16 protein-coding genes and 1 tRNA gene are annotated in these 21,922 nt (G+C 72.6%); 10 read left to right on the top strand and 7 right to left on the bottom strand.

The window, feature by feature from the left end; all coding sequences use genetic code 11:
- Nucleotides 1–86: 86 nt before the first annotated feature.
- Nucleotides 87–2,552: a hypothetical protein gene (locus H293_RS0109285; protein ID WP_020117595.1), complete on the bottom strand. Its 2,466-nt coding sequence runs from the start codon at nt 2,550–2,552 to the stop codon at nt 87–89.
- Nucleotides 2,553–2,680: 128 nt separating this feature from the next.
- Between H293_RS0109285 and H293_RS0109280 the strand changes: the two genes are divergently transcribed.
- Both H293_RS0109280 and H293_RS0109275 read left to right on the top strand, forming a co-directional pair.
- The gene (locus H293_RS0109280) at nt 2,681–3,844 is read left to right on the top strand and encodes a hypothetical protein (protein ID WP_020117594.1); all 1,164 of its coding nucleotides are present in this window, start codon (nt 2,681–2,683) and stop codon (nt 3,842–3,844) included.
- Nucleotides 3,841–4,683: an AAC(3) family N-acetyltransferase gene (locus tag H293_RS0109275; protein WP_020117593.1), complete on the top strand. Its 843-nt coding sequence runs from the start codon at nt 3,841–3,843 to the stop codon at nt 4,681–4,683. The genes H293_RS0109280 and H293_RS0109275 overlap by 4 nt, the downstream gene beginning before the upstream one ends.
- A gap of 104 nt (nt 4,684–4,787) precedes the next feature.
- Here H293_RS0109275 and H293_RS0109270 read toward each other — a convergent pair whose 3' ends face one another.
- Nucleotides 4,788–5,660: a bifunctional DNA primase/polymerase gene (locus H293_RS0109270; RefSeq protein WP_020117592.1), complete on the bottom strand. Its 873-nt coding sequence runs from the start codon at nt 5,658–5,660 to the stop codon at nt 4,788–4,790.
- 347 nt (nt 5,661–6,007) lie between these two features.
- Here H293_RS0109270 and H293_RS0109265 point away from each other — a divergent pair, with 347 nt between their 5' ends.
- From H293_RS0109265 to H293_RS0109240, 6 genes are all read left to right on the top strand, one after another.
- Nucleotides 6,008–6,322: a hypothetical protein gene (locus H293_RS0109265; RefSeq protein ID WP_020117591.1), complete on the top strand. Its 315-nt coding sequence runs from the start codon at nt 6,008–6,010 to the stop codon at nt 6,320–6,322.
- A 637-nt stretch (nt 6,323–6,959) separates the two neighbouring features.
- Entirely contained in the window at nt 6,960–7,985 is a 1,026-nt protein-coding gene (locus H293_RS0109260) for a bifunctional MaoC family dehydratase N-terminal/OB-fold nucleic acid binding domain-containing protein (protein ID WP_020117590.1), read from the top strand.
- Complete coding sequence (locus tag H293_RS0109255) at nt 7,982–8,398, top strand: MaoC family dehydratase (RefSeq protein ID WP_020117589.1); 417 nt, start codon at nt 7,982–7,984, stop codon at nt 8,396–8,398. Before H293_RS0109260 ends, H293_RS0109255 begins: the two co-directional genes overlap by 4 nt.
- The gene (locus tag H293_RS0109250; RefSeq protein WP_020117588.1) at nt 8,379–9,545 is read left to right on the top strand and encodes a lipid-transfer protein; all 1,167 of its coding nucleotides are present in this window, start codon (nt 8,379–8,381) and stop codon (nt 9,543–9,545) included. The genes H293_RS0109255 and H293_RS0109250 overlap by 20 nt, the downstream gene beginning before the upstream one ends.
- Nucleotides 9,546–9,690: 145 nt before the next feature.
- Nucleotides 9,691–10,248, top strand: a complete 558-nt coding sequence (locus H293_RS0109245) for a SigE family RNA polymerase sigma factor (protein ID WP_020117587.1) — start codon at nt 9,691–9,693, stop codon at nt 10,246–10,248.
- 154 nt (nt 10,249–10,402) lie between these two features.
- Nucleotides 10,403–12,049: a long-chain fatty acid--CoA ligase gene (locus H293_RS0109240; protein ID WP_033415341.1), complete on the top strand. Its 1,647-nt coding sequence runs from the start codon at nt 10,403–10,405 to the stop codon at nt 12,047–12,049.
- A gap of 132 nt (nt 12,050–12,181) precedes the next feature.
- On the opposite strand, the gene H293_RS0109235 is transcribed toward H293_RS0109240, so the two are convergent.
- A complete protein-coding gene (locus tag H293_RS0109235) occupies nt 12,182–13,375 on the bottom strand; it encodes an MFS transporter (RefSeq protein WP_020117585.1) in 1,194 nt (397 codons plus the stop codon).
- A gap of 132 nt (nt 13,376–13,507) precedes the next feature.
- Here H293_RS0109235 and H293_RS0109230 point away from each other — a divergent pair, with 132 nt between their 5' ends.
- Nucleotides 13,508–14,092, top strand: coding sequence for a TetR/AcrR family transcriptional regulator (locus H293_RS0109230; RefSeq protein ID WP_020117584.1), 585 nt, complete (start codon nt 13,508–13,510; stop codon nt 14,090–14,092).
- A 184-nt stretch (nt 14,093–14,276) separates the two neighbouring features.
- On the opposite strand, the gene H293_RS0109225 is transcribed toward H293_RS0109230, so the two are convergent.
- Nucleotides 14,277–18,734 (bottom strand): PAS domain-containing protein, encoded by a 4,458-nt coding sequence (locus H293_RS0109225; RefSeq protein ID WP_078612548.1) that lies wholly within the window; start codon nt 18,732–18,734, stop codon nt 14,277–14,279.
- A 170-nt stretch (nt 18,735–18,904) separates the two neighbouring features.
- On the bottom strand, nt 18,905–19,342 hold the full coding sequence (locus H293_RS0109220) for an SSI family serine proteinase inhibitor (protein ID WP_020117582.1): 438 nt from the start codon (nt 19,340–19,342) through the stop codon (nt 18,905–18,907).
- Between the two features lie 153 nt (nt 19,343–19,495).
- Here H293_RS0109220 and H293_RS0109215 point away from each other — a divergent pair.
- A tRNA-Ser gene (locus H293_RS0109215) sits at nt 19,496–19,589 on the top strand.
- Between the two features lie 60 nt (nt 19,590–19,649).
- On the opposite strand, the gene H293_RS0109210 is transcribed toward H293_RS0109215, so the two are convergent.
- A complete protein-coding gene (locus tag H293_RS0109210; protein WP_020117581.1) occupies nt 19,650–21,158 on the bottom strand; it encodes a site-specific integrase in 1,509 nt (502 codons plus the stop codon).
- On the bottom strand, nt 21,155–21,853 hold the full coding sequence (locus tag H293_RS53705) for a helix-turn-helix domain-containing protein (protein WP_106968283.1): 699 nt from the start codon (nt 21,851–21,853) through the stop codon (nt 21,155–21,157). Before H293_RS53705 ends, H293_RS0109210 begins: the two co-directional genes overlap by 4 nt.
- Nucleotides 21,854–21,922 lie beyond the last annotated feature (69 nt).

Here is a 21,922-nt window from a genome sequence, read left to right as displayed (position 1 = left end):
CCCATGGTGCGTACGGTCACTACTCCGCCGGCGAATCTGTCCGACAGCGTGGTACTCCCGGGAGAACGGGCGCACCTGGCAGTCCGTCAGCCGTGCAGCCGGCGCCGTATCCGGATCTCCGGGAACACTGCGCCGAGCTGGGCCGGCACAGCGGCCGGGCGGGGTCGCGGGCCCCGGGTCACCAGGTCCACGCGGCTCAGCCAGCGTGTGCGGCGCAGGTCGTCCGGTACGGGCAGGTTCGGCCACGGGTCGATGCCGAGGAACATGACCGACGAGGACTCCAGCGCCGTCAGATCCCGCAGGTTCGGGCAGCGCAGTACCCGGATTGACCTCAGTGAGGAGCATCCGGCCAGCTCGGGCAGGGCGACGAGCGAGGGGTCGTCCGCGAGGACCAGCGAGCGCAGCCCGGGCAGTCGCGGCAGCGCCTCGGCCAGCCCGTCCACCGCTCCGGAGCAGCGCAGTTCGGGTACGGCGGTACCAGCCAGGAGCAGGGCCCGCAGCTCGTCGGACGACCGTACGTCCGCGCGCCGTACGGCGGGACGCGGCGGCGGGCTGCCGGCCGACAGCCGGCGCGGCGGGCCTCCCGGCGTCGCCAGGACGCTGCGGACGGTGCCGGCGCCGGTCTCGACGGCACGCAACTGGCCCAGCAGCTCGCCGAGTTCGGCGGACGGGTGAGCGCGGAGCAGTTCGTCGGTGTCGGTGCCGGGCGCGTGCGCCAGGTGGTGTGCCGCCAGGAAAGTCCTGACCTCGGGGTTCGGGAAGGCCACGGTGTCGGGTCCGGGTCGGAACACCACGCCCGCGCGGTCCGCGAGCGCGGCCAGCAGCCGCTCGGACGAGGCGGAGTGGGAGCCGGGCTCCCGCAGGGCGCTCAGCGCGGTCCGCAGCTGGATGCGGGAGCAGTCCAGTCCGAGGGCGGCGACGGCCAGCCGACCGGAGGCCGCCCGCAGCACGCTGTCGGGTACCTGGTTCGCGGCGAGGCCGGGCACGGGAGGGGCGGTTGTCTCCTCGCGCGGTCTGCGCCACGCCACGGAGACGGCGGCGCGCAGCAGCCGGTGCCGGGGGACCCGTTCCGGCCGGCCGACGGAGCCGGCCGCCCGCAGCAGCGCCACGGCGGCGGCCGGGCGGTCGGCGACACCGACGAGCAGGGGATCGGTGTCGAACCTCCGCAGCAGCACGTCGAGGGCCTGCCGATCCCCGGGGGACGCCGCCGCGCGGGCGTTCAGGAGAGCGCGGGTGTCATCCGGGGCCAGGGGCCTGAGGCCCACGACCCGGAAGGCGTCCCCGAGTCGGGACCACGGCACGCCGGTGCCGTTCGTGGCGATGACGCAGGGCGCCCGGGGGTGGGTCTCCAGCAGATGCAGCAGCCACTCCCATACGGCGGCCCGGTTGCCCTCGGGTACCGCGTCCAGGTCGTCGACGGCCAGGAATGCGCGCCCGGACCGCAGTTGGCGGGCGGCCCAGCCGGCCGGCTCCTGCGCGGCCGCGAGCGGAGCGAGCGTCGGCACCATCCCGTCCAGCCGGGGCAACGCCCCCGACCGCGCCGACAGCACGAACGGTATCCGGCACCCCCAGGGCGCCCACCCCACCCCGGCCGGCCTCGGCACCGCACGGGGGCGCCCGGTCACGGCATCGTCGTTCCACGGCCGGGGTGCGCTGGGCTGCCCGGGTGCGCGGTCCGCTCCCGGGTGTCCCGGCGTCCCGTCGTCCAGTGCCCGGCCGACGAGGCGTGCGAGTTCGGTGGTGTGGCCGGCTCCAGGAGGGCCGACGAGGAGGATCCGTCGGCCCAGATCCGGCAGCAGCTCGGCGGCCAGTGCCAGTGCCACGGCCGGGGCCCGGTCCGGGGGCGGGTCGCCCTTGTCCGGCGCCGTACCGGGGGCGCCCCCGGAGCCGCGCAGGACGCTCACGGTGCGGGCGACCGGCAGGGCGGGCAGGACCGGGGCCACCTCCTTGCGGAACCGCTCGGTGAAGGCCGCGTCGTCGGCCGACAGCGCGTCGGGGGCCTCCGCGGCCAACCGGTGGTCCAGCTCGGGTGCCGCCGCGCCGGCCGTGGCCATCGCGGTCATGCGGGCCACGATCGCGTCGAGCACCCGGTCCCACGCCGCGCGGTACCGCGCGGCCTGCATGGTCAGCAGCGCCAGCCCCAGCGACCGGTACTCGGCGGGCCGGCCCGCCGAGAGGACGTCGGCCGTCGCGACCGGCTCCGGCAGCCGCCGGTCGACCGGCTCCCAGACCAGGGGGAGGGCGAGCTGTGGGGCGACGCCGGTCCGGGCCTGCCCCAGACTCCGGCGCAGCGCCAGGACCGCCCAGTCCCGCTGGGCCGGACCCTCGTTGAAGTACGCGGGACTGCACAGGGCCAGCACGATGTCCGCCGTCCCGACGCCGTACGACCCCTCGTCCCGTCCGCCGGTCGGGGCGGCCGGTGGCACGAGGCGACGGAACCGCGGCCCGTCCGCCGCGTCCAGACGCCGTCTCAGCTCGTCCAGGAATCTCGCGACCCAGGCCTCGTCCCTGCCGTGCGCATAGCTGACGGCATAGCGGTACACCGGCACCATCTCATCCCCCGGTATGTGGCTTGCGTACCTGGTTTCCAGTTTCGCACGAGCCCGAGCGACCGGACGTGGCACAATCCAGGCCATCAACTCGTAACTATTCAGGCTTTATTGGCGAATTGTCAGGTAGAATGCCCAACGTGTCCGACGGGGCGCAGCCCCTGGGAAAGAAGCAGGCGAATCTGCTCACTGCCATCATGCGGGGGGTGCCTGTCCTGGGACCTGGCAAGGAACCCCGGCTCCTGACCGACGCTGATGTCCGCGGCCTGCTGGACACCCTTCCGTCATGCACCGACGCACAGCAGACGAGTGAGGTCAACCGGCTGCGCCCCCGCCTGCTGAGCGCGGTCATCGGCGCCGAGGCCAGACGCTCGGGTTACGTCCAGGGCCTGCCCCGGCACGGCGTCGCCCCGCTGCTGCGGACCGTCGGCGAGGCCGTCCGTGCCCCGCTGGTGCTGCGGGTCGTGTATGGCGCCAGCACCACGATCCCGCTCAGGGCGCTCAGCTATGTCCTCCCGGCCGTACGCATGGCGTCCCGGCTGACCGAGGCAGGGCGCCGCGCCCCGCACCTGCAGATCGTGCTGGCCGGTTCCCTCGGCGGCCGGGTCAACGGTCTGTCCGGGTCCGCCGTGGCCGAGGAGACGGACCTGCTGGCCCGCTGTCTCGGCCGGCTCCTGTCGTCCCTGGTGCCGGGCCGTTTCGGGGTCTACGACACCCTTCCGTCGCCCGGTGTCGTCACCGCGCTGGACGATCTGGTGCGGACGCTGACGCCTGCCCGCCGCGCCCATGTCCTGGAGCGGCTCGGTGGCAAGGGCGGTGCCACCGCCGACGAGCAGACCCTGCGGTACGCGGCCGCCCACGTTCTGGTGCACGACCGCGCCACGGTCCCGCTCGCTCTCCAGGAGGGCAGCCCGGTCCCGGAGAACGCCACGGTGATCGACATCGGCAGTCTCCAGGAGCGTCACTTCCACGACGTACGACGCCTGTTCGCGTCCGGGCCCGAGGGGGGCGCCGGTCCCGGGGCGCTGGTGCTGTCCCGGCACTCGGTACCGCCGTACACCATGGCCAGGGGCGGGGACATCGGACTGCGTGAGTTCCGGGACGGCAGGAGCCCGCAGGGCAGAATCCTGGCCTCCGCCGCCCGCCACGACCTGCGGCTGCTGTGGACCGCGTTGCCGCCGGAGGAACTGCGCCGGATCACCGATGTGTCGCACGAGCGGCTGCGCATGGTCACCGGCGTCTCGGGCGTCGACCCGTACAGAGCCGCCGACGTCTTTGAGGGGGCGCTGCGTTGACCGTCCGTGCCGCCCCTCCCGTCGGCCCGTCCGGCTCCCTCGGTCCGGAGGAACTGGGCTTGCGGCTGAGGGCGTTGGGCATCAGGCCCGGCGATACCGTGCTGGTGCACGCGTCCCTGAGCGCTGTCGGGCGGGTGCGCGGTGGTGCCGGGGCGGTCGTCGACGCGCTCGTGGACGCGCTCGGTGCGGACGGCACGCTCGTGGTCTATACCCAGACCCCCGACAACTCCGACCCGTCCCGCTGGCCGGTCACACGGGGGTGCGCCGTGCCGCCGTCGCAGTGGCCGCGGCTGCGGGCCACCCTGCCCGCGTTCGATCCGGGGCGGACCCCGAGCTACGGGGTCGGCGTCCTGCCGGAGGAGGTCCGCACCCGGCCCGGCGCACTGCGCAGCAGTCATCCGCAGAGTTCGTTCGCCGCCCTGGGGCCGGGCGCCGCGCGGATCACCGCCGGACACGACCTGAACTGCCACCTCGGCGAGGAATCCCCCCTCGCCCGGCTGGAGGAAGCCGACGCCCGCGTCCTGCTGCTGGGCGTGGGCTACTCCGTCTGCACGGCCTTCCACCTGGCCGAGTACCGCGTGCCGGGCCGGCGCAGCCGGGAGTACGGCTGTGCGGTCGCCGACGGTTCGGGAAGGCGCTGGCACCGTTACCGCGACGTGGACTTCGACGCGTCGGACTTCCCGGCGCTGGGCGACGCCTACGAGTCACTGCCCGAACGTCCGGTGGCCCGGGGCCCGGTGGGCGCGGCCGACTGCCGCCTGTTCGACCTGGCTCCGGCGGTGGCGTACGCGTCGAAGTGGTTGGTCGAACACCGGTCGAGGTGGAGCCCGGGCGAGTAGCGGGCGGCGTGAGGCGGGGTCGCGACGCTCACGGCGACGTCTGCGGTGGTCGGAGCGGTGTCGGCGGGGCTGCCCGGAACCCCATGCGCGCATCCCCGGGCTCGTCAAGGCCGGTGCCCCGTCATCCGAGCCGCCGAAGCGATCGTCGCGCGTGCCTCCCGTTCCGTGAGACCCGCGTTGAGGGCCGCGTCCACCAGGGGCGCGACCAGTGCCGGGCCGATGCCGTTCTCGTAGGCGCGGCAGGCGGCCCAGAAGAGGCGGGTGTTGCGCTGGCCCTCGTGGGCGGCGAGGACGAACTGGACCAGGCCCTGTCCCTGGTCGCCGGCCGAGGGATGGGTCGCGGGGTGGGTGGGGCGGGGCGGGGGCAGGAGCAGGCGCAGCAGGGCCGGCGGGCAGGCCGCGGGGGCGAGGTGGGCGGTGCCGGGAGCTGTCGTGTACGTGCCGTGGTCGGTGCGGGAGCCGGGGCCGACGAGGTAGCCGCCGGCGCCGCGGATGTCGATGCCGGGGGCGAGGCGGCCGGCCGAGTTGGGGACGGCGGCGTCCGGCGGCCCGGTCAGCCAGAGGTGGCGGCCGCCGCTCGGGGTCAGGACGACGACCGTGTCGGGGATCGTGAAGAGGTGGCGCAGGGCCAGTTCGCGCAGGGCCGCCGAGGAGTCCGTGCCCGACTTGGTGTCCAGGTCGACGCCGATCAGATGGTGGGGCGGCAGGCCGCACGCGATGCCGTAGCCCGTGGCCCAGGGGGCCGCCGCGAAGAGCTCACGGATGCGGACGGGTTCGGTCGAGGCGTCGTAGACCCCGTGGCCGAACGCGCCGCACTCGCCGTGGCAGGGGGTGGTCAGGGAGTCGTCGTCGCGGTGGGGGGAGCGCAGGGCGGGGAGCTTGGTGCGGGACAGGGGGATGACGGCCAGCCCGCGTTCGGCGGCTGACAGGGCGTGTGCGAGGGCCAGCGTCGTGGCCTGCCGGTCTGTGGTGGCCATGTCTCCATGTTCGTACGTGTGTTCGAAAAAGGGAAGGGGTGGCGGGTGCGACGCGCCGAGGTCCGTGGATTGGCCGGAAAGGTGCCGGAACGCTTCCTCTGTTGTCCCGCTTGACGATCAGGAGTCCGGATCGTCCTGTCCTGCCGCTCGAAGTCGCGAAAGGGGTTTATCGACTTGTCCTCACGCTTCAGGGGGAATAACCCCTTCCGCTCTGGTTCGCCGGGGATTCGGTGGGCAACTCTGATCTCGCGACGTCGTGCACAGCATCGGGGCGGTCGGCCAACTGCCCTGAAAACAGCCTCACTTGACGTACTACCGGTCACAGGCCGGGTTCTGGAGGAAACACCATGGCAAGCATCCGTTCCGCTCGCGTCATCGCCGCCGTCTCCGCCCTCCCGCTCGCCGCCGCACTCTTCACCGGCGTCGCGGCGGCGGACAACGGCGGCTTCGCGGACGACGGATCGAACGCGGGTGTCGCGAGCATCGTGGGCAGCGGTGTCGGACACGACAACAAGGGCAACTCGTCCACCACGCAGCAGAGCGCCGTCGGCTCCGGGGCGTCGAACCAGAGCAACACGGCCCAGGTCAACGGCTCCGCGTTCACGGCCGTCAACCAGGGGAACAACAACACGTCCGTCAACTTCAGCCCCCTGTGGTGGTGATCCACGAGGGCTGACCGGCCCTCGTCGGGGGGGTGTGCTGCATGGGGTGGGACACGTCCGCGCGGCGGTGCTTCGGCGCCGCCGCGCAGGCGTGTTCGCGGGGGCGGGGGTCGGGCGCGTTGCGGGGCTGTGCCTCGCCGGTCGAGTCGGCGTGTTTGCGTCATCGACGAGAGCGTGTTGGTGGGACGGGGGGACTGCGTGGGGGTGGTGAGGGAGCGTTGGTGGGTGTGGTGCCGGGTGTCGGGATGCGTGGTGAGACTGTGTCGTGCCGGCCAAGTAGGCGTGTTCGCGTCGACGGCGAGACCTGTTCGTGGACGCGGTGAGGGAACGTACACGGACGCGTTGAGGGGCGGCTGTGCGTGACGCGGGTCTGTTCAGGCGCGCGGCGAAGCCGTGTTCGCGGACGCCGTGACGGAGCGTTCGCGGCCGTAGTGCGGGGATGTCCTGCCGCGGCGAGACCGTCCTCGCGGATGCCACGCGGGAGCCCTCGCGGGTGCACCACGGGGACCTCCAGGCCCGCCACGAACCCGTCTTCTTCCCGCCCGCAGCAGCGTCTCCGCACACCCGGCAACAGCCTTGACACCGCACCTCATCTGACGGACAGTCAGGAAATCTTGCGGACAAGGAGGTTGCCGTCATGGTCGACGATCCGGAGGCCCCGCCTGCCCCACCGGAGGCCCGCGATCCCGACGCCCCGACGCACCCGGCACACGACCTGTCGACCCACCTCAAGTCCTACGAAGGACACCCCGCCGCCGTCTCCGCCACCGGCAAGGACCCCGTCAACCTCCCCATGATCCGGCACTGGTGCGAAGCCCTGGGCGACACCAACCCGGCCTACACCGGCCCGGAGGCCATCGCCCCGCCCACCATGCTCCAGGCCTGGACGATGGGCGGCCTGGGCGGCCTGGGCGGCCTGGGCGGCCCGGGCGGCCCGGGGGCCCGGGGTGGACACACCGGCCGTGCCCAGGCGTACGACGAACTCCTCGCCCTCCTCGACGCGTCGGGCTGCACCTCGGTCGTCGCCACCGACTGCGAGCAGGAGTATCTCCAGCCGCTGCGCCCCGGCGACGAGATCACCTTCGACACGGTCATCGAGTCGGTCTCCGACCGCAAGACCACCAAGCTCGGCACCGGCCACTTCGTCACGACCCGTACCGACGTCCGCGTGGGCGAAACCCTCGTCGGCACCCATCGCTTCCGCATCCTCAAGTACGCGCCGGCACAGGCGAAGAAGACCCCTCCCCGGCCCCGCCCCGTCGTCAACCGCGACAACGCCGGCTTCTGGGAGGGCGTCGAGCGGCACCGGCTGCTCATCCAGCGCTGCACCGCCTGCGCGGCCCTCCGCTTCCCGTGGCTGCCGGGCTGCGCGCACTGCGGAGGCCCCGACTGGGACACGGTCGAGGCGAGCGGAGAGGGCACCGTCTACTCGTACGTCGTCATGCACCACCCGCCCTTCCCGGCCTTCGACCCTCCCTACGCCGTCGTACTCGTCGAGCTCGCGGAGGGTGTGCGGATCATCAGCAACCTGGTCGGGACGCCGTACGACAAGGTGCGGATCGGGATGCCGGTGCGGCTCGTCTTCCAGGTGTACGACGGTGAGCTCACCCTTCCGGTCTTCCGCGCCGCCGAGGAAGCCGCCGCCGAGGAGGCCGCCGTATGAGAACCGGCGACGAACTGCCACCCGTCGAGATCCCGATCACCCGCACGCTGATCGTGGCGGGTGCGATCGCCTCCCGGGACTACCAGGACGTGCACCACGACCCGGAGTCGGCCCGCCACAAGGGCTCCCCGGACATCTTCATGAACATCCTGACGACGAACGGCCTGGTCGGGCGCTACATCACCGACCACTTCGGCCCGCGGACCGTGCTCAAGAAGGTGGCCATCAGGCTGGGCGCCCCCAACTACCCCGGCGACACCATGGTGTTGAACGGAAGAGTGGAGACCGTCGAAGGCGCCACCGCGACCGTCCGGATCGTGGGGACCAACCGCATCGGCAACCACGTGACGGGGACGGTCACCTTCTCGCTGAGAGACGCCGAAGGGACACCGAGTGAGCACACGCGCGCGTGACCGGCTCGGCGGCCTGGCCGCCATCGCCGGCATCGGGGCCACGGAGTTCTCCAAGGACTCCGGCCGCAGCGAACTGCGCCTGGCCGCCGAGGCGGTCCGCGCGGCGCTCGACGACGCGGGGCTCACGGCGGCCGACGTGGACGGCATGGTCACGTTCACCATGGACACCAGCCCGGAGATCACCGTCGCCCAGGCCTGCGGGATCGGCGAGCTGTCCTTCTTCTCCCGCGTCCACTACGGCGGTGGCGCGGCCTGCGCGACCGTCCAGCAGGCGGCGCTCGCGATCGCGGCGGGGGTGGCCGAGGTCGTGGTCTGCTACCGCGCCTTCAACGAGCGCTCCGGCCGCCGCTTCGGCTCCGGCGTCCAGCACCGCGAGCCCTCCGCCGAGGGAGCCGCCCTCGGCTGGTCCCTCCCCTTCGGCCTGCTCACCCCGGCCTCCTGGGTGGCGATGGCCGCCCAGCGCTATCTGCACACCCACGGTCTCACCCCGGAGGCCTTCGGGCAGGTGGCGGTGACCGGCCGCGCGTACGCGGCGACCAACCCGGCCGCCTGGTTCCACGGCCGCCCCATCACCCTCGAAGACCACGCGGCCTCCCGCTGGATCGTCGAGCCGCTCAGGCTCCTGGACTGCTGCCAGGAGACCGACGGCGGCCAGGCGGTCGTCGTCACCTCCCTCGCACGCGCGCGTGACCTCCCCCAGCGGCCCGCCGTCGTCGCGGCGGCCGCCCAGGGCGCGGGCCGTGCCCAGGAACAGATGACCAGCTTCTACCGCGACGACCTCACCGGCCTCCCCGAGATGAACGTCGTCGCCCGCCAGCTGTGGCGGACCTCGGGCCTGGCCCCCGAGGACATCGACGTGGCGATCCTGTACGACCACTTCACCCCGTTCGTCCTGATGCAGCTGGAGGAGTTCGGCTTCTGCGCCCGGGGCGAGGCCGCGGACTTCGTACGCCGGGCCGCGCTCCCCCTCAACACCCACGGCGGCCAACTGGGCGAGGCCTACCTCCACGGGATGAACGGCATCGCGGAAGCCGTACGACAACTGCGGGGGACGGCCGTGAACCAGGTACCGCAGGCGGGACGCGTACTGGTGACGGCGGGGACGGGGGTGCCCACGTCCGGGCTGGTGCTCACCGCGGACGGGTAGCCCCCAGGGGTGATCCCGCAGTAGACGTACCCTCCTTGTCCACCTTCAGGAGGTGCAGTCAGCCCCACCTCTACAACCTGAGGGGGAGTCCTCTTCGGGACCTGTGGCCGATGAGCGGCGACGGTCGCGAATCTAGCGTGGAGCCATGACCACACCCGTCTGCACCAGCGCTTCGAAGGCCGCCGTACCGGCGACGCAGACCCTCGCGTACCCCTCGTTCGCCTCGTACGTGAAGGCCCGCCAGCCGGTGCTGCTGCGTACCGCCCGGTCGCTGACCGCGAACCCGAGCGACGCCGAGGACCTGCTGCAGACCGCCCTGACCAAGACCTATGTCGCCTGGGAGCGCATCGAGGACCACCGGGCTCTCGACGGCTATGTGCGCCGCGCCCTGCTGAACACGCGCACCTCGCAGTGGCGCAAGCGCAAGGTGGACGAGTTCGCGACCGACGAGATCCCCGAGCCCGACCTTCTCCCCGGCGAGGACGACCCCGCCGAGCAGCAGGCGCTGCACGACGCGATGTGGCGGGCGATCATGAAGCTGCCGGCCCGGCAGCGGGCGATGGTCGTCCTCAGGTATTACGAGGACCTCAGCGAGGTGCAGACGGCCGAGGTGCTCGGCGTCTCCGTCGGGACCGTGAAGTCGGCGGTGTCGCGGGCGCTGGGCAAGCTCCGCGAGGACCCCGAGCTGGTGCTCGCCCGGTAGGAACTGAGCGGGCGGCCCGTCCGTTGTGAGCACAACGTGACGTGATCGATCGCCCGGCTCTAGTGACATACCGCGCGGTATGTGCGCAGAATCGGCGCATCCCTTACTACCGCGTAGGCAATGTCGCCCCCGGGAGGACGCCGTGCTGAGCACCATGCAGGACGTACCGCTGCTGATCTCCAGGATCCTGACCCACGGGTCGTCGATCCACGGCACCTCAGAGGTGACCACCTGGACCGGCGAGCCGGAGCCCCACCGCCGCTCCTTCGCCGAGGTCGGCGCCCGCGCCGCCCAACTGGCGCACGCCCTGCGCGAGGACCTCGGGGTCGTCGAGGACGAGCGCGTGGCGACCCTCATGTGGAACAACGCCGAGCATGTCGAGGCCTACTTCGCGATCCCGTCCATGGGCGCGGTCCTGCACACCCTCAACCTGCGCCTCCCGGCCGAGCAGCTGACCTTCATCGTGGGCCACGCGGCCGACCGGGTCGTCATCGCCAACGGCTCGCTGCTCCCCCTGCTCGCCCCGCTGCTCCCGCACCTCAAGACGGTCGAGCACGTGGTGGTCTCGGGGCCCGGCGACCGCACACTCCTCGACGGCACCCACGCGCGCGTGCACGAGTACGAGGACCTGATCGCCGGCAAGCCCAGCACCTACGACTGGCCCGAGCTGGACGAGCGCCGGGCCGCCTCCATGTGCTACACCTCCGGCACCACGGGCGACCCCAAGGGCGTGGTCTACAGCCACCGTTCGATCTATCTGCACTCCATGCAGGTCAACATGGCCCAGTCGATGGGCCTGACCGACCAGGACACCTCGCTCGTGGTCGTCCCCCAGTTCCACGTCAACGCCTGGGGCCTGCCGCACGCCACCTTCATGACCGGCGTCAACATGCTGATGCCGGACCGCTTCCTGCAGCCCGCGCCCCTCGCCGAGATGATCGAGCGCGAGCGGCCGACCCACGCGGCCGCGGTCCCCACCATCTGGCAGGGCCTGCTCGGCGAGCTCACCGCCAAGCCCCGTGACGTCTCCTCCCTCACCCAGGTCACCATCGGCGGCTCGGCCTGTCCGCCCTCCCTGATGGAGGCCTTCGACAAGCTGGGCATGCGGGTCTGCCACGCCTGGGGCATGACGGAGACCTCCCCGCTCGGCACCGTCGCGCGCCCGCCGGCCCATGTGGTCGGCACGCCCGAGGAGTTCGCGTACCGCCTCACCCAGGGCCGCTTCCCGAGCGGCGTCGAGGCCCGCCTCACCGGCCCCGGCGGCGAGCGCCTGCCCTGGGACGGCGAGTCCGCGGGCGAGCTGGAGGTCCGCGGCCCCTGGATCGCCGGCGCCTACTACAACGGCCCGGACGCCGAACCCCTGCGCCCCGCCGACAAGTTCAGCGAGGACGGCTGGCTGAAGACGGGCGACGTCGGCACGATTTCCGCCGACGGCTTCCTCACCCTCACCGACCGCGCCAAGGACGTCATCAAGTCCGGCGGCGAGTGGATCTCCTCGGTCGAGCTGGAGAACGCCCTGATGTCCCACCCGGACGTCACCGAGGCCGCCGTCGTCGCCGTCCCCGACGACAAGTGGGGCGAGCGTCCCCTCGCCACGGTCGTCCTCAAGGAGGGCTCCACCGCCGACTTCGAGTCCCTGCGCGCCTTCCTCGCGAGCGACGTCTGCAGGATCGCCAAGTGGCAGCTTCCGGAGCGCTGGTCGATCGTCGAGGCGGTTCCGAAGACGAGCGTCGGCAAGTTCGACAAGAAGGTGCTCCGCAAACGGTACGCGGAGGGGGAGCTGGACGTCACCCAGCTCTGAGAGGCACGAGTGGGTACGGCGATCAGGGCGGCCGGGCGGACCCGGAGCCCTGATCGGCGGTGAGACGGCCGGCGTCACCGCCGAGGGCCGTACAGCAGCCGCCCTGCCGATCGCCCGGCCGTACGGCAACCGTCACCGCCGTACCGACGTGGCAGCCCATCCCAACGCCAGCCACACGCCCGCCACCGCGCACACCCCGCCCCAGCCCCACCAACCGAAGGCCGAACCGGCGAGCGCCGACGCCGTCGCGCCGCCGGCGAAACCGGCCACGACGTACGCCGTGTTGGCGGTGGCCGGGGTCGAGGTGGTCGTCAGGGCGAGGGTCTGGTTGGCGACGTGGGAGGCGACCAGGGCCGCGTGGACGGCGATCGCCGCGACGAACAGGGCCCACAGCGCGTGCCCGCCGAGCCAGAACAGCGGCACCGACACGGCCGCGAGCAGATACGCCGACCGTACGACCGTGGCGGCGCCGAAGCGGTCCACGAACCCCCCGGCCAGCGGCGCCACGACGCTCGCGGCCAGCCCGAAGAGGCCGAAGAGCCCGGCGGTCGCGGTCGACAGGCCGTAGGACGGGCCGGTCAGCAGGATGGCCAGCGAGGTCCACAGCGCGCTCCAGGCGCCGTACATCCCCGCCTGCCGCACGCACGCGCGCCACAGGTCGGGCGAGCGGCGCACGACGGACGGCAGGGCGGTCAGGCCCGAGAAGAGCGGGCCGGAGCGGCGCGTGCGTTCCGCCGGCAGGGCGTACGCCGTCGCGAGTCCGAGGACGGCCGTCAGGGCGGCCGCGCCCACGAACACCACCCGCCAGCCGAAGGCCTGTCCGATCAGCCCGCCGAGCACCCGGGCCGCGACGATCCCCGTGAACAGGCCCGCGATGACGGCCGCGACATGGCGGGCCCGGCGGTCGGCGGGGGCCCGCTGGGCGACCAGCGGGACCAGCAGCTGGGGGACGACGGTGGCCGCGGAGGCGACCAGGACGGCGGCCGCCAGGGCGGTGGTGCCGGTGGCGAGCGCGGCGGCGGTCAGGGCCGCGGTGGTCACGAGCGAGAGAGCGGCGACCAGGCGCCGCCGGTTCACCCGGTCACCCAGCGGCGCGAAGAAGAGCAGGCCCGCCGCGTAGCCGAACTGCGCGACCGAGGCGACCCAGGCCACCGCGGAGGGGGTCGAGCCGTAGTCGCGGGCGATGAGGGGGAGCAGCGGGGACGCGAGGTAGATGTTGGCGGCCGTGACGGCGGTGCAGACGGCGATGAGGGTGAGGAGCAGCGAGCCCGCGCGCTCGGCGGGGGCCTGCGTGGACCGTCCGGTGGTGACGGTTGCTGTCGGCATGACCGGGGACTCCTTCGAGTCAGTTCCCACAACTAACTGGTTGGTTGGAACACTGCAACAGTGTGGGAGGCCCGCCGATTCCCTGTCAACCAAATAGTTGGTTACCTCCCTCGCTGCGCTTACCCTGGCCCCATGGCAGCAGTAAGAGACCCCGAAGCGACCAGGGCACGGATCTTCGAGGCGGCGGTCGCCGAGTTCGCCCGGCACGGCATCGCGGGCGCCCGCGTAGACCGCATCGCGACCGAGGCCAAGGCCAACAAGCAGCTGATCTACGCCTACTTCGGCAACAAGGCGGAGCTGTTCACGAAGGTCCTGGGCAAGGTCATGCTCGATCTCGCGGTCGCCGTCCCGGTCGACTCGGACGACATCGAGAGCTGGATCGACCGCCTCATGGACTACCACGAGGCTCACCCGGAGGTCCTGCGGCTGCTCTTCTGGGAGGGGCTGGAGTACGGCGCCACGACCGAGCTCCCCGACGAGGCCGAACGCCAGGAGCACTACCGTGCGAAGGTCGCCACCCTTCAGGACGGTCAGGACCGCGGGGTCGTCACGGATGCCGTACCGGCACGTGACCTGCTGTTCCTGCTGATTGCGGTGGCCAACTGGGCGGCGGTGGTCCCGCAGATGAAGCGGATCCTGGTGGGCGGCGAGCCGACGGACCGGGAGCGGCTCCGGGCGTCGGTGAAGGAGGCGGCACGGCGACTGGTGGCCAAGTAGGGAGAGGTACGCAGGGGCGAGGGCAGGCATTCAGGGGCACGCGGAGGCCTTTAGGGGCGCGGGGAACCGCGAGACAAGCCAGGACGGCGCCGCAGCCGCCGGACGGCATACCGCGGCACCTCGGACAGCACCCTCAGCGGGACGACACCCTCAGTCGAATGGTGCCCTCAGCCGAATGGCGCCCTCAGTTCGTCCCGATCCTGGCCAGCAGATCCACGATCCGCGCCTGAACCTCCGCACTCGTCGACCGCTCGGCAAGGAACAGAACCGTCTCCCCGGAAGCCAGCCGAGGCAGATCCGCCTGATCCACGGCAGCCGTGTACACGACCAACGGCGTCCGGTTCAGCTGCCCGTTCGCCCGCAGCCAGTCCACGATCCCGGCCCGCCGGCGGTGCACCTGCATGAGGTCCATCACGACGAGGTTCGGCCGGAGCTGTCCCGCCAGCGTCACCGCGTCGGCGTCGCTCGCGGCCCGCGCGACCTGCATCCCCCGCCGCTCCAGTGTCGCGGTCAGCGCCAGCGCGATCTCGGCGTGCTCCTCGATCAGCAGCACGCGCGGCGGGTGCTGCTCGCTGTCCCGCGGTGCCAGCGCCTTCAGCAGGACGGCGGGATCGGCGCCGTACGCCGCCTCCCGTGAGGCCTGTCCGAGCCCGGCGGTCACCATGATCGGCACCTCGGACGCCACCGCCGCCTGCCTGAGCGACTGGAGCGCGGTCCGCGTGATCGGCCCGGTCAGCGGGTCCACGAACAGCGCGGCGGGGAAGGCCGCGATCTGTGCGTCGACCTCCTCGCGCGACTGCACGATGACCGGCCGGTACCCACGGTCGCTGAGCGCCTGCTGGGTCGTCACGTCCGGCGCGGGCCACACCAGCAGCCGCCGCGGGTTGTCCAGCGGCTCCGGGGGCAGTTCGTCGTCCATCGGCTGCGGCCGCGGGGTGTCCGGGATCTCGACGGCCCCACCGGGACCGTCCAACGGCTCGGGCCCCTCGGCGGCGTTCTCGTCCGGTGCCCCTATGGCGTACGACCGCCCGGCCGCCTCGGTGGCGTGCGTGAGCCGCGACTGCCCGGCCGGCGACGGCTGTGGTGCCTGCGCCGGCGCGGACACGGCCTGCTCGGCCGCCGGACGTGTTCCCGGCTCCGGGGCCGCGGCGGCAGAGGGGTCGGGCCGGGTGCCGAGCTTGCGCCGCCGTCCCGACCCACCGGACTGGTGCGGGGGAGGCGTTGCCGTCCCCGGCTGCTGCACCTGGGCCGCCTGCCGGGTGAACGGAACCCCCTGACCGAGGGTCCGCACGCTGAACGCCCGGCCCTGCGTGGAGTTCGGGTCGACGGGCGCGGCGGGTGCCACCGCGGCCTCGGCGGGCAGCGGCTGCGCCGCCTGCGGCGTGCCGGGCGCCGGAGTGGGCTGACCGGCTTCGGGGACCTGCGCGTGCTGGGGCGCGGGCTGGTTCGGGGGTACGGCGGTGGCGGCGCCGTTCGCCGGTACGGGGGTGTCGGCCCCGGAGGCGTCGTGGCCGCCGGGCCAGGGCTGGGAAGCGGGCGCGGCCGGTGCTTGTGCCGTCGCTTGCGGCTGCGGTGCCTCGGCGGGCAGGGGCAGGCCGGGGGCCGGTACGGGCTGGGCCGGGGCCGCGTGGAGCGGCGAGGCCGGGGCGGGCGCGGCCTGCGGGATCAGGCCGTCCTGTCCGGTCGCGTTCTGCACGGCCACACCCGGGAACTGGGGCTCCGGCACCGCCCCAGGGACCTGCTGGACAGGGGCCGTAGGAACTCCCACGGGCACGGGCCGACCGGGGACGGCTGCCTGGGCACCCTGTCCGGCCTGGGCCGGGAGCCCCTGCGCGGGCGTACCGGCGGTCGCCTCAGCGGGCTGGGCCACGGCCCGTCGACGGCGGCCCGTCGGCGCGTTGGTGGGGTGCGGCTGCGGCGGGGTGTGGTCGTCGGCCTGGTCGTGCGGCACGGCGTCGTGCCGACCCTCGTCGCCGTGGACGTCGGCGGGGTGGGGCTGCGCGAGGCCGTTGGCGGAAACGGGGACGGCCGGGACCTGCCCCGGAGCCTGGATCGGGCCGGGCACCTGCGCGTTGGCAGGGACCTGGGCCTGACCCGGGGCCGGAATCCGGCCGGGAATCTGGCCCGGCAGCTGTCCTTGACCGGGCACCGGCACCTGTCCAGGAAGGTGCCCCTGGCCCGGGACTCGCACCTGAGCCTGGCCCGGGGCCGACGCCTGGGCCTGCACCTGGGCCAGTCCCGCCGGCCCCGGGCGCCCCGCCGGGTCCGTGCCGTCGGCCGGTCGGTCCGCGTCGGCGGGCGGGAGGGCGAACACCGAGCGGGGGGCGGCCTCCTGCGCCGCCGCGCGCTCCGACGCGGCCGCGAGGGCACGCCGTCGGCGCCCGTCCTGCTGCGGTGTGCCGTCGCCGGACGGACCCTGCCCGGCGATCTCCAGCTGCCCCTGTGGCCGGCCGCCCGCTTCGGCGGAACCGCCTGCGGGCAACGCCGCCGGCAGCGCGTGCTGTTCGCCGCCGTCGTGCCGGGCCCGGCCCCCGGCCGGCACGGGCACGCCCTGCGGCGGCACGGTCCCGCCCAGACCGGTGCCGACGGCCGCGGAACCGGCGCCGTGCTCGGAGGCCATCACCACGGCACCCTCGGCCACACCGGCTTCGGCGGCCTCGGCACCCTCGGCGGGCCGCCCGCGGCGCCGTCCCGTACCGCCGGAGTCGTCCGCGTCGTCACCGGAGGCCTGCGCCGGTACGGACACGGCCTGTTCCTGCTCGGCCGCCGCCCGCCGCCTGCGTCGCCCGGTGGGCGGGACGGACTCGTCGGTCCCGGAGGTCCCGGAGGTCCCGGAGGGGACGTCGGCGTCGAGGAAGGAGTCGGTGGAGGAGCGCCGGGCCCGCCGCCGTCCGCCGCCCTCGGCAGGGGCGGTCTCCACGGGGGCGCCCTCCTGAGGGCCCGCCTCCAGCGCGGCCGGACCGGGAACCGCGACGGCCCCCGCCCCACCGCCGATGGGCACTTCGAGGACGTACGCGCTGCCGCTCATGCCGGGCACTTCGTGCGTCTGGAGCACACCGCCGTGGGCGCGCACGATCCCGCGCACGATCGGCTCGTGCACCGGGTCTCCCCCGGCGTACGGCCCGCGCACCTCGATGCGTACGCCCTCGCCTCGCTGCGCGGCCGCCACCACGACCGTGTTGTCCATGTAACCGCCCGCGGACACGGGGGAGTTCCCGGTCGCGTCGACCCCGGCCACGTCCGCGATGAGGTGCGCGAGCGCGGTCGCGAGGCGCTGGGCGTCGACCTCGGCCTCGATGGGCGGCGCGTGCACGGCGAACTGGACGCGCCCCGGCCCGATGAGCTCGACCGCGCCGTCCACACCGGCGGCGACGACCGCGTCGAGCATGACGTTCGTACGGACGATGTCGTCGGCGCCCGCGTCGAGGCGCTGGTAACCGAGGACGTTGTCGATGAGGTGGGTGATGCGGGAGTAGCCGGCCGAGAGGTGGTGCAGGACCTGGTTGGCCTCGGGCCACAGCTGTCCGGCGTCGTCGGCGGCGAGCGCGGACAGTTCGCGGCGCAGTTCGTCGAGGGGCCCGCGCAGGGAACGCCCGAGCAGGGTGAGGAGCTGGTCGTGCCGGCCGGCCAGGGCCTCGTACCGGTCCTTCTCGCGCTCCCCGAGGGCGGCGTACCGCTCCTCGCCGGAGGCGATCTCCTCGTCGTGCCGCTCCTGGAGCTCCTCCATCTCGGTGATGTGCTTCTGGCGCAGCGCGGTGAGTTCGGAGGCGTGCTCCTCCTCCAGCCGCTCCAGCTCCTCCGCGTGGGCCTTCTCCGCGGTGGACTTCTCGTCGGCGAGGGCGTCGTAGGGCCGCCGGTCGGTAAAGGTGAGCACGGCGCCGACGAGCTGGTCGCCGTCGCGCACGGGTGCGGTCGTCAGGTCGACCGGGACCTTCTCGCCTTTCTTCGACCACAGCACCTGGCCGCGCACCCGGTGCTTGCGCCCGGAGCGCAGGGTGTCGGCGAGCGGGGACTCCTCGTACGCGAAGGGGGTGCCGTCGCCGCGGGAGTGCAGGATGAGGTCGTGGAGCTCGCGGCCGCCGAGGTCGCTGGCCCGGTAACCCAGTATCTGGGCGGCGGCCGGGTTGACGAGCACGATCCGCCCGTCGGTGTCGGTCCCGACGACACCCTCCGAGGCGGCCCGCAGGATCATCTCGGTCTGCCGCTGCGAACGCGCCAGCTCGGCCTCGGTGTCGACGGTCCCCGTCAGATCCCGTACGACGAGCATGAGCAGTTCGTCGCCGCTGTAGCCGTAACCGTCGTAGGCCTGCTGGCCGTTCTCCAGGTTGGCGCTGGTGACCTCGACGGGGAACTCGGTGCCGTCGGTCCTGCGCGCCACCATCCGGGTCGGCTTGGTTCGCCCGCGCGGGTCCATGTGATCGGGCCGCCGCATGGAGCCCGGGATGAGCCGCGAGTCGAACTGCGGCAGCAGATCGAGCAGCCCCCGCCCCACGAGAGCCGTCCCCGGCGCCTCGAACGCCTCCAGGGCGATGGTGTTGGCGTTGACGACGGTCCCGTTGGCGTTGACCAGCACCAACGCGTCGGGAAGCGCGTCGAGTATGGCTGCGAGGCGAGCAGCGCCTCGGGATGGCCTGCTGCTCACGAGACGCTTCCTCCCTGTTACCGCACCTTGCCGACCGCTCGGGCCATATTGCCAAGGGGCCCGCGACGTGTCACGCGAGGGAGTCTAAGCGCAGCGCCTGCGCGGGGGTGCCGGATGAGAGGGAGGTCGCACGACGAAGTGAAGTAGAACGTGTGACCGCCTCTCGGGGGCTAGGTGCCCATGCTGGGCAGGAGCGGCACGAACCGGTCCCAGCGCGCGGTCTCGCACCCGTTGCTCCGGTCGAACCGGGCGTCCACGGGGCGTCCGGCCCAGGTCCCCGTGACATGGGCGGTCGCGGGACCGCCGTAGAGCATCGTGCAGACGCTGCCCTCGGGGACGGGGGAGAAGGTGTCGCGCCCCCACCGGGTGTTCCGGTCCAGGACGGCGCACGCGCCCGCGGGGTCGGGGTGGGTGCCGCGCGCGGGATGGCAGTCGACCTCGTAGGTCCTTTCGGCCCGGTCGGCGCCGCTGCCCGCGTCGCGGACGGTGACGGTGAGGTGGTCTCCGGTCTCGGTGTACGCCGACGCGGGGACGGGCGCCAGGGCGGCGAGGAACAGGGGGAGCGGGCTCAACCGGGCGAGCCGGCCGATCCGGGTGACGTATGACATGCCCTGACTAACGGCGGACGCGGCCGTACGTTGCGCGGATGCACTTTGCCCTGCGCCCCGCCCGCCTAGTACCGTGGGAACCGATTGGTGGCGCGACCTTCGGCTGTGTCATCATCTGCACGCACCACTCGCGCTCGCGCGGGCGGCTGTGCTGGAGGCGTCGCCTAGTCCGGTCTATGGCGCCGCACTGCTAATGCGGTTTGGGACTTAAATCCCATCGAGGGTTCAAATCCCTCCGCCTCCGCCACCTGACCAGGGAGTTCGGCCCAAACGGGCTGGGCTCCCTGAGTCGTTCTCAGGGCCACTTTTAGCCCCCAGATGGCACGGTGATGGCACCAACCGCGGAAAGGCGATTCTGGCGCGGAATGAAGGCGGCAATTCGGCGCGTGGCGTCCTCGGACAGTTCCTCGGCGACGACCGCGTACACGTCCTTCGTGAAGGACACCGACGCATGGCCGAGCACCTCCGAGACGAACTTGTCGTCGACCCCCGCGGCGATCAGCATCGTTGCCGCACCGTGACGCAGATCGTGGAAGCGGATCGGCGGCAGCGTCAGCCTGAGCGCCACCTCGACGGCCGCCTCGGTCGTCCGGTACTTCCGGGCGATCCGCTCAGCCGGCCACCCCTCGGCGGCGCGGGCGCGGATGTTCGCGTGCCGGGCAAGCATCATCCGGAAGCGGCTCGACAGGTACTCCGTCTTCAGCGCCGTGCCGTCCTCGTAACAGAACACCCGGCCGGCGTCCTTGTACGCCTCACCCCACTGCATCCGCTCCTCCAGCTTCCGCTTCCGCCACGCCTTGAAGACCCGCACGGTCTCGTCGTCGAGGGGGACTTGCCGATAGCCGGCCTCGGACTTGGTGTCGTCGAGCTCGTCATCGGCCTGCGCCTGAAGGATGTGCAGCCGCTTCCGTTCGAGGCTGAGGTCTTTCTCCTCGGCGCCGACTAGCTCGCCGCGCCGCGGCCCGTAGTAGGCGTCCAGATGGAAGGCCGGGTACAGCCGCTCACCCTCGGCCTCGGCGAAGTCGAGGAACGCGCCGCACTGATCGGACGTCCACACCATCACCTTCGCCGGGACGACCCCGGACTTCTCCCACGCCTCGACCCGCTCGGCCGTCCACAGCAGGGGCTTCGCGCGGCCCTGCTTGCGCTTGCCGCCCTTGGACCGCCAGACCCCATCAGCCGGGTTGTCCACCCGGATCTTCGACAGCTTCACCGCGTCCGTCATCGCACCGTGCAGCACGGCGTGCACCCGCTTGATGCGGGACTCGCCGATCGGACGGGAGTGCAGCCGGCGCCCGTCGCGGGTGGCCCGCGCCTCCTTTAGCCGACGCAGGATCTCGGAGCGGTCGCCCTGCTCCGCCTCGCGGTTGAGCTTCCGCATGGCCGCGTACAGCTCACGGAAGTGCTCGTCGGTGAGGTCCACGACCTTGATGTGACCGAGCCCCGGCTTCCCGTACAGGTCGATGGCCTCACGCTCGGCTTCGAGCGTCGACTTGGCCAGGCCCTCGCCGGTCTCTGCCTCCGAGATCCGCCAGGTGTAGCGGCGTTCGAGGTACTCGCCGAACGTGGTTTTCCGCTCGTCGTGCGCCTTCGCGCTGGCCGCGGTGCCGAGCACCTTCGCCAGCTCCTTCTTACACTCCGTCTCGGTGGCGAACGGCCCGATACGAGGCTGCCGCCGGCCGCCCTCCGCGGACTTGGGCGCCTCGTAGCGGGCGTACCAACCGCCGTGACCCTTCTTGCTGATGCTCGGGCACTTCTTGCCGAGGAGCCGCTTCGTCTCGGGATCTCGGCACGAGCAGGACTTGTAGGGCTTCAAGTGGTCTCCCCCTTCGTTTGATCTGGCTCGATGTACTGCGCTGCGGCACCCAGACTGGGCGGGGTCAGGCCGGCGGAAAGCATCTGCTGGCGCAGGAGAGAGATCGCGTTTCCTGCGCCCCGCAACGCGTCCGCCTTGAGCTCGATCATCCGGCGGGTGATGTCCTCGCTGGGCGCCGTACCTGCCTGAAAGTCGTCCAGCCAGACACGGCCTTCGGTCCCGAGACTGATCTCCAAGTCCTTGCGCCTGGTCCACCAGTCAGCGAGCAGCTGGTCATGCTGGCGGTACCACTGGACTGTCTTGGCGTCCTGGGATGCCTCGCTATCGGCAGGGAGCCTGTCGGCCTCCCCTGTGAACCACTTGAGCGCATCCCAGCTGTCCGTGGAGACACCAGGGAGTACCTCGATTGCCTCCTGGCCGCCGAGGTCAAACAGAAGGTCGACGGGCGGAACCCGTAGGGCGCGCGCGAGCACGATCACTTCGCCGACCGTGATGGTCTGCCGCGTCCCCTTCTCCAGCTTCGCGATGACCGTGCGGTCCATCGGCATTCCCAGGCTGGTGCATCGGTCAGCCAATGCTTGAGCAGTGATGCCCGGCTTCTCCTTCTCTCCGGGCGTCTGTGCCCTGTAGTGCGCGACTCTCCGGCCAACCCTTTTGGCGATCTCGGCCGCCCACTCATTCGAGCTAAGTGCCATGACGGCACATTATCGCGACACGAAGCGACTTGACCACCCACGGCGCGACATGGATACTCAGCCCTATCA

The organism is Streptomyces canus 299MFChir4.1, assembly GCF_000383615.1.
In the GTDB taxonomy this organism is placed as follows: domain Bacteria; phylum Actinomycetota; class Actinomycetes; order Streptomycetales; family Streptomycetaceae; genus Streptomyces; species Streptomyces canus_C.
The sequence above is the reverse complement of the archived record's forward strand: the minus strand, read 5'-3'. Positions and strand labels throughout refer to the sequence as shown.

Bases quoted from the DNA above. Each gene is read 5' to 3' on its own strand.
- H293_RS0109280 (WP_020117594.1), top strand. From the start codon at position 2,681: ATGCCCAACGTGTCCGACGGGGCGCAGCCCCTGGGAAAGAAGCAGGCG.
- H293_RS0109285 (WP_020117595.1), bottom strand. From the start codon at position 2,552: ATGGTGCCGGTGTACCGCTATGCCGTCAGCTATGCGCACGGCAGGGAC.
- H293_RS0109260 (WP_020117590.1), top strand. From the start codon at position 6,960: ATGGTCGACGATCCGGAGGCCCCGCCTGCCCCACCGGAGGCCCGCGAT.
- H293_RS0109240 (WP_033415341.1), top strand. From the start codon at position 10,403: ATGCAGGACGTACCGCTGCTGATCTCCAGGATCCTGACCCACGGGTCG.
- H293_RS0109245 (WP_020117587.1), top strand. From the start codon at position 9,691: ATGACCACACCCGTCTGCACCAGCGCTTCGAAGGCCGCCGTACCGGCG.
- H293_RS0109230 (WP_020117584.1), top strand. From the start codon at position 13,508: ATGGCAGCAGTAAGAGACCCCGAAGCGACCAGGGCACGGATCTTCGAG.
- H293_RS0109235 (WP_020117585.1), bottom strand. From the start codon at position 13,375: ATGCCGACAGCAACCGTCACCACCGGACGGTCCACGCAGGCCCCCGCC.
- H293_RS0109270 (WP_020117592.1), bottom strand. From the start codon at position 5,660: ATGGCCACCACAGACCGGCAGGCCACGACGCTGGCCCTCGCACACGCC.
- H293_RS0109255 (WP_020117589.1), top strand. From the start codon at position 7,982: ATGAGAACCGGCGACGAACTGCCACCCGTCGAGATCCCGATCACCCGC.
- H293_RS0109220 (WP_020117582.1), bottom strand. From the start codon at position 19,342: ATGTCATACGTCACCCGGATCGGCCGGCTCGCCCGGTTGAGCCCGCTC.
- H293_RS53705 (WP_106968283.1), bottom strand. From the start codon at position 21,853: ATGGCACTTAGCTCGAATGAGTGGGCGGCCGAGATCGCCAAAAGGGTT.
- H293_RS0109265 (WP_020117591.1), top strand. From the start codon at position 6,008: ATGGCAAGCATCCGTTCCGCTCGCGTCATCGCCGCCGTCTCCGCCCTC.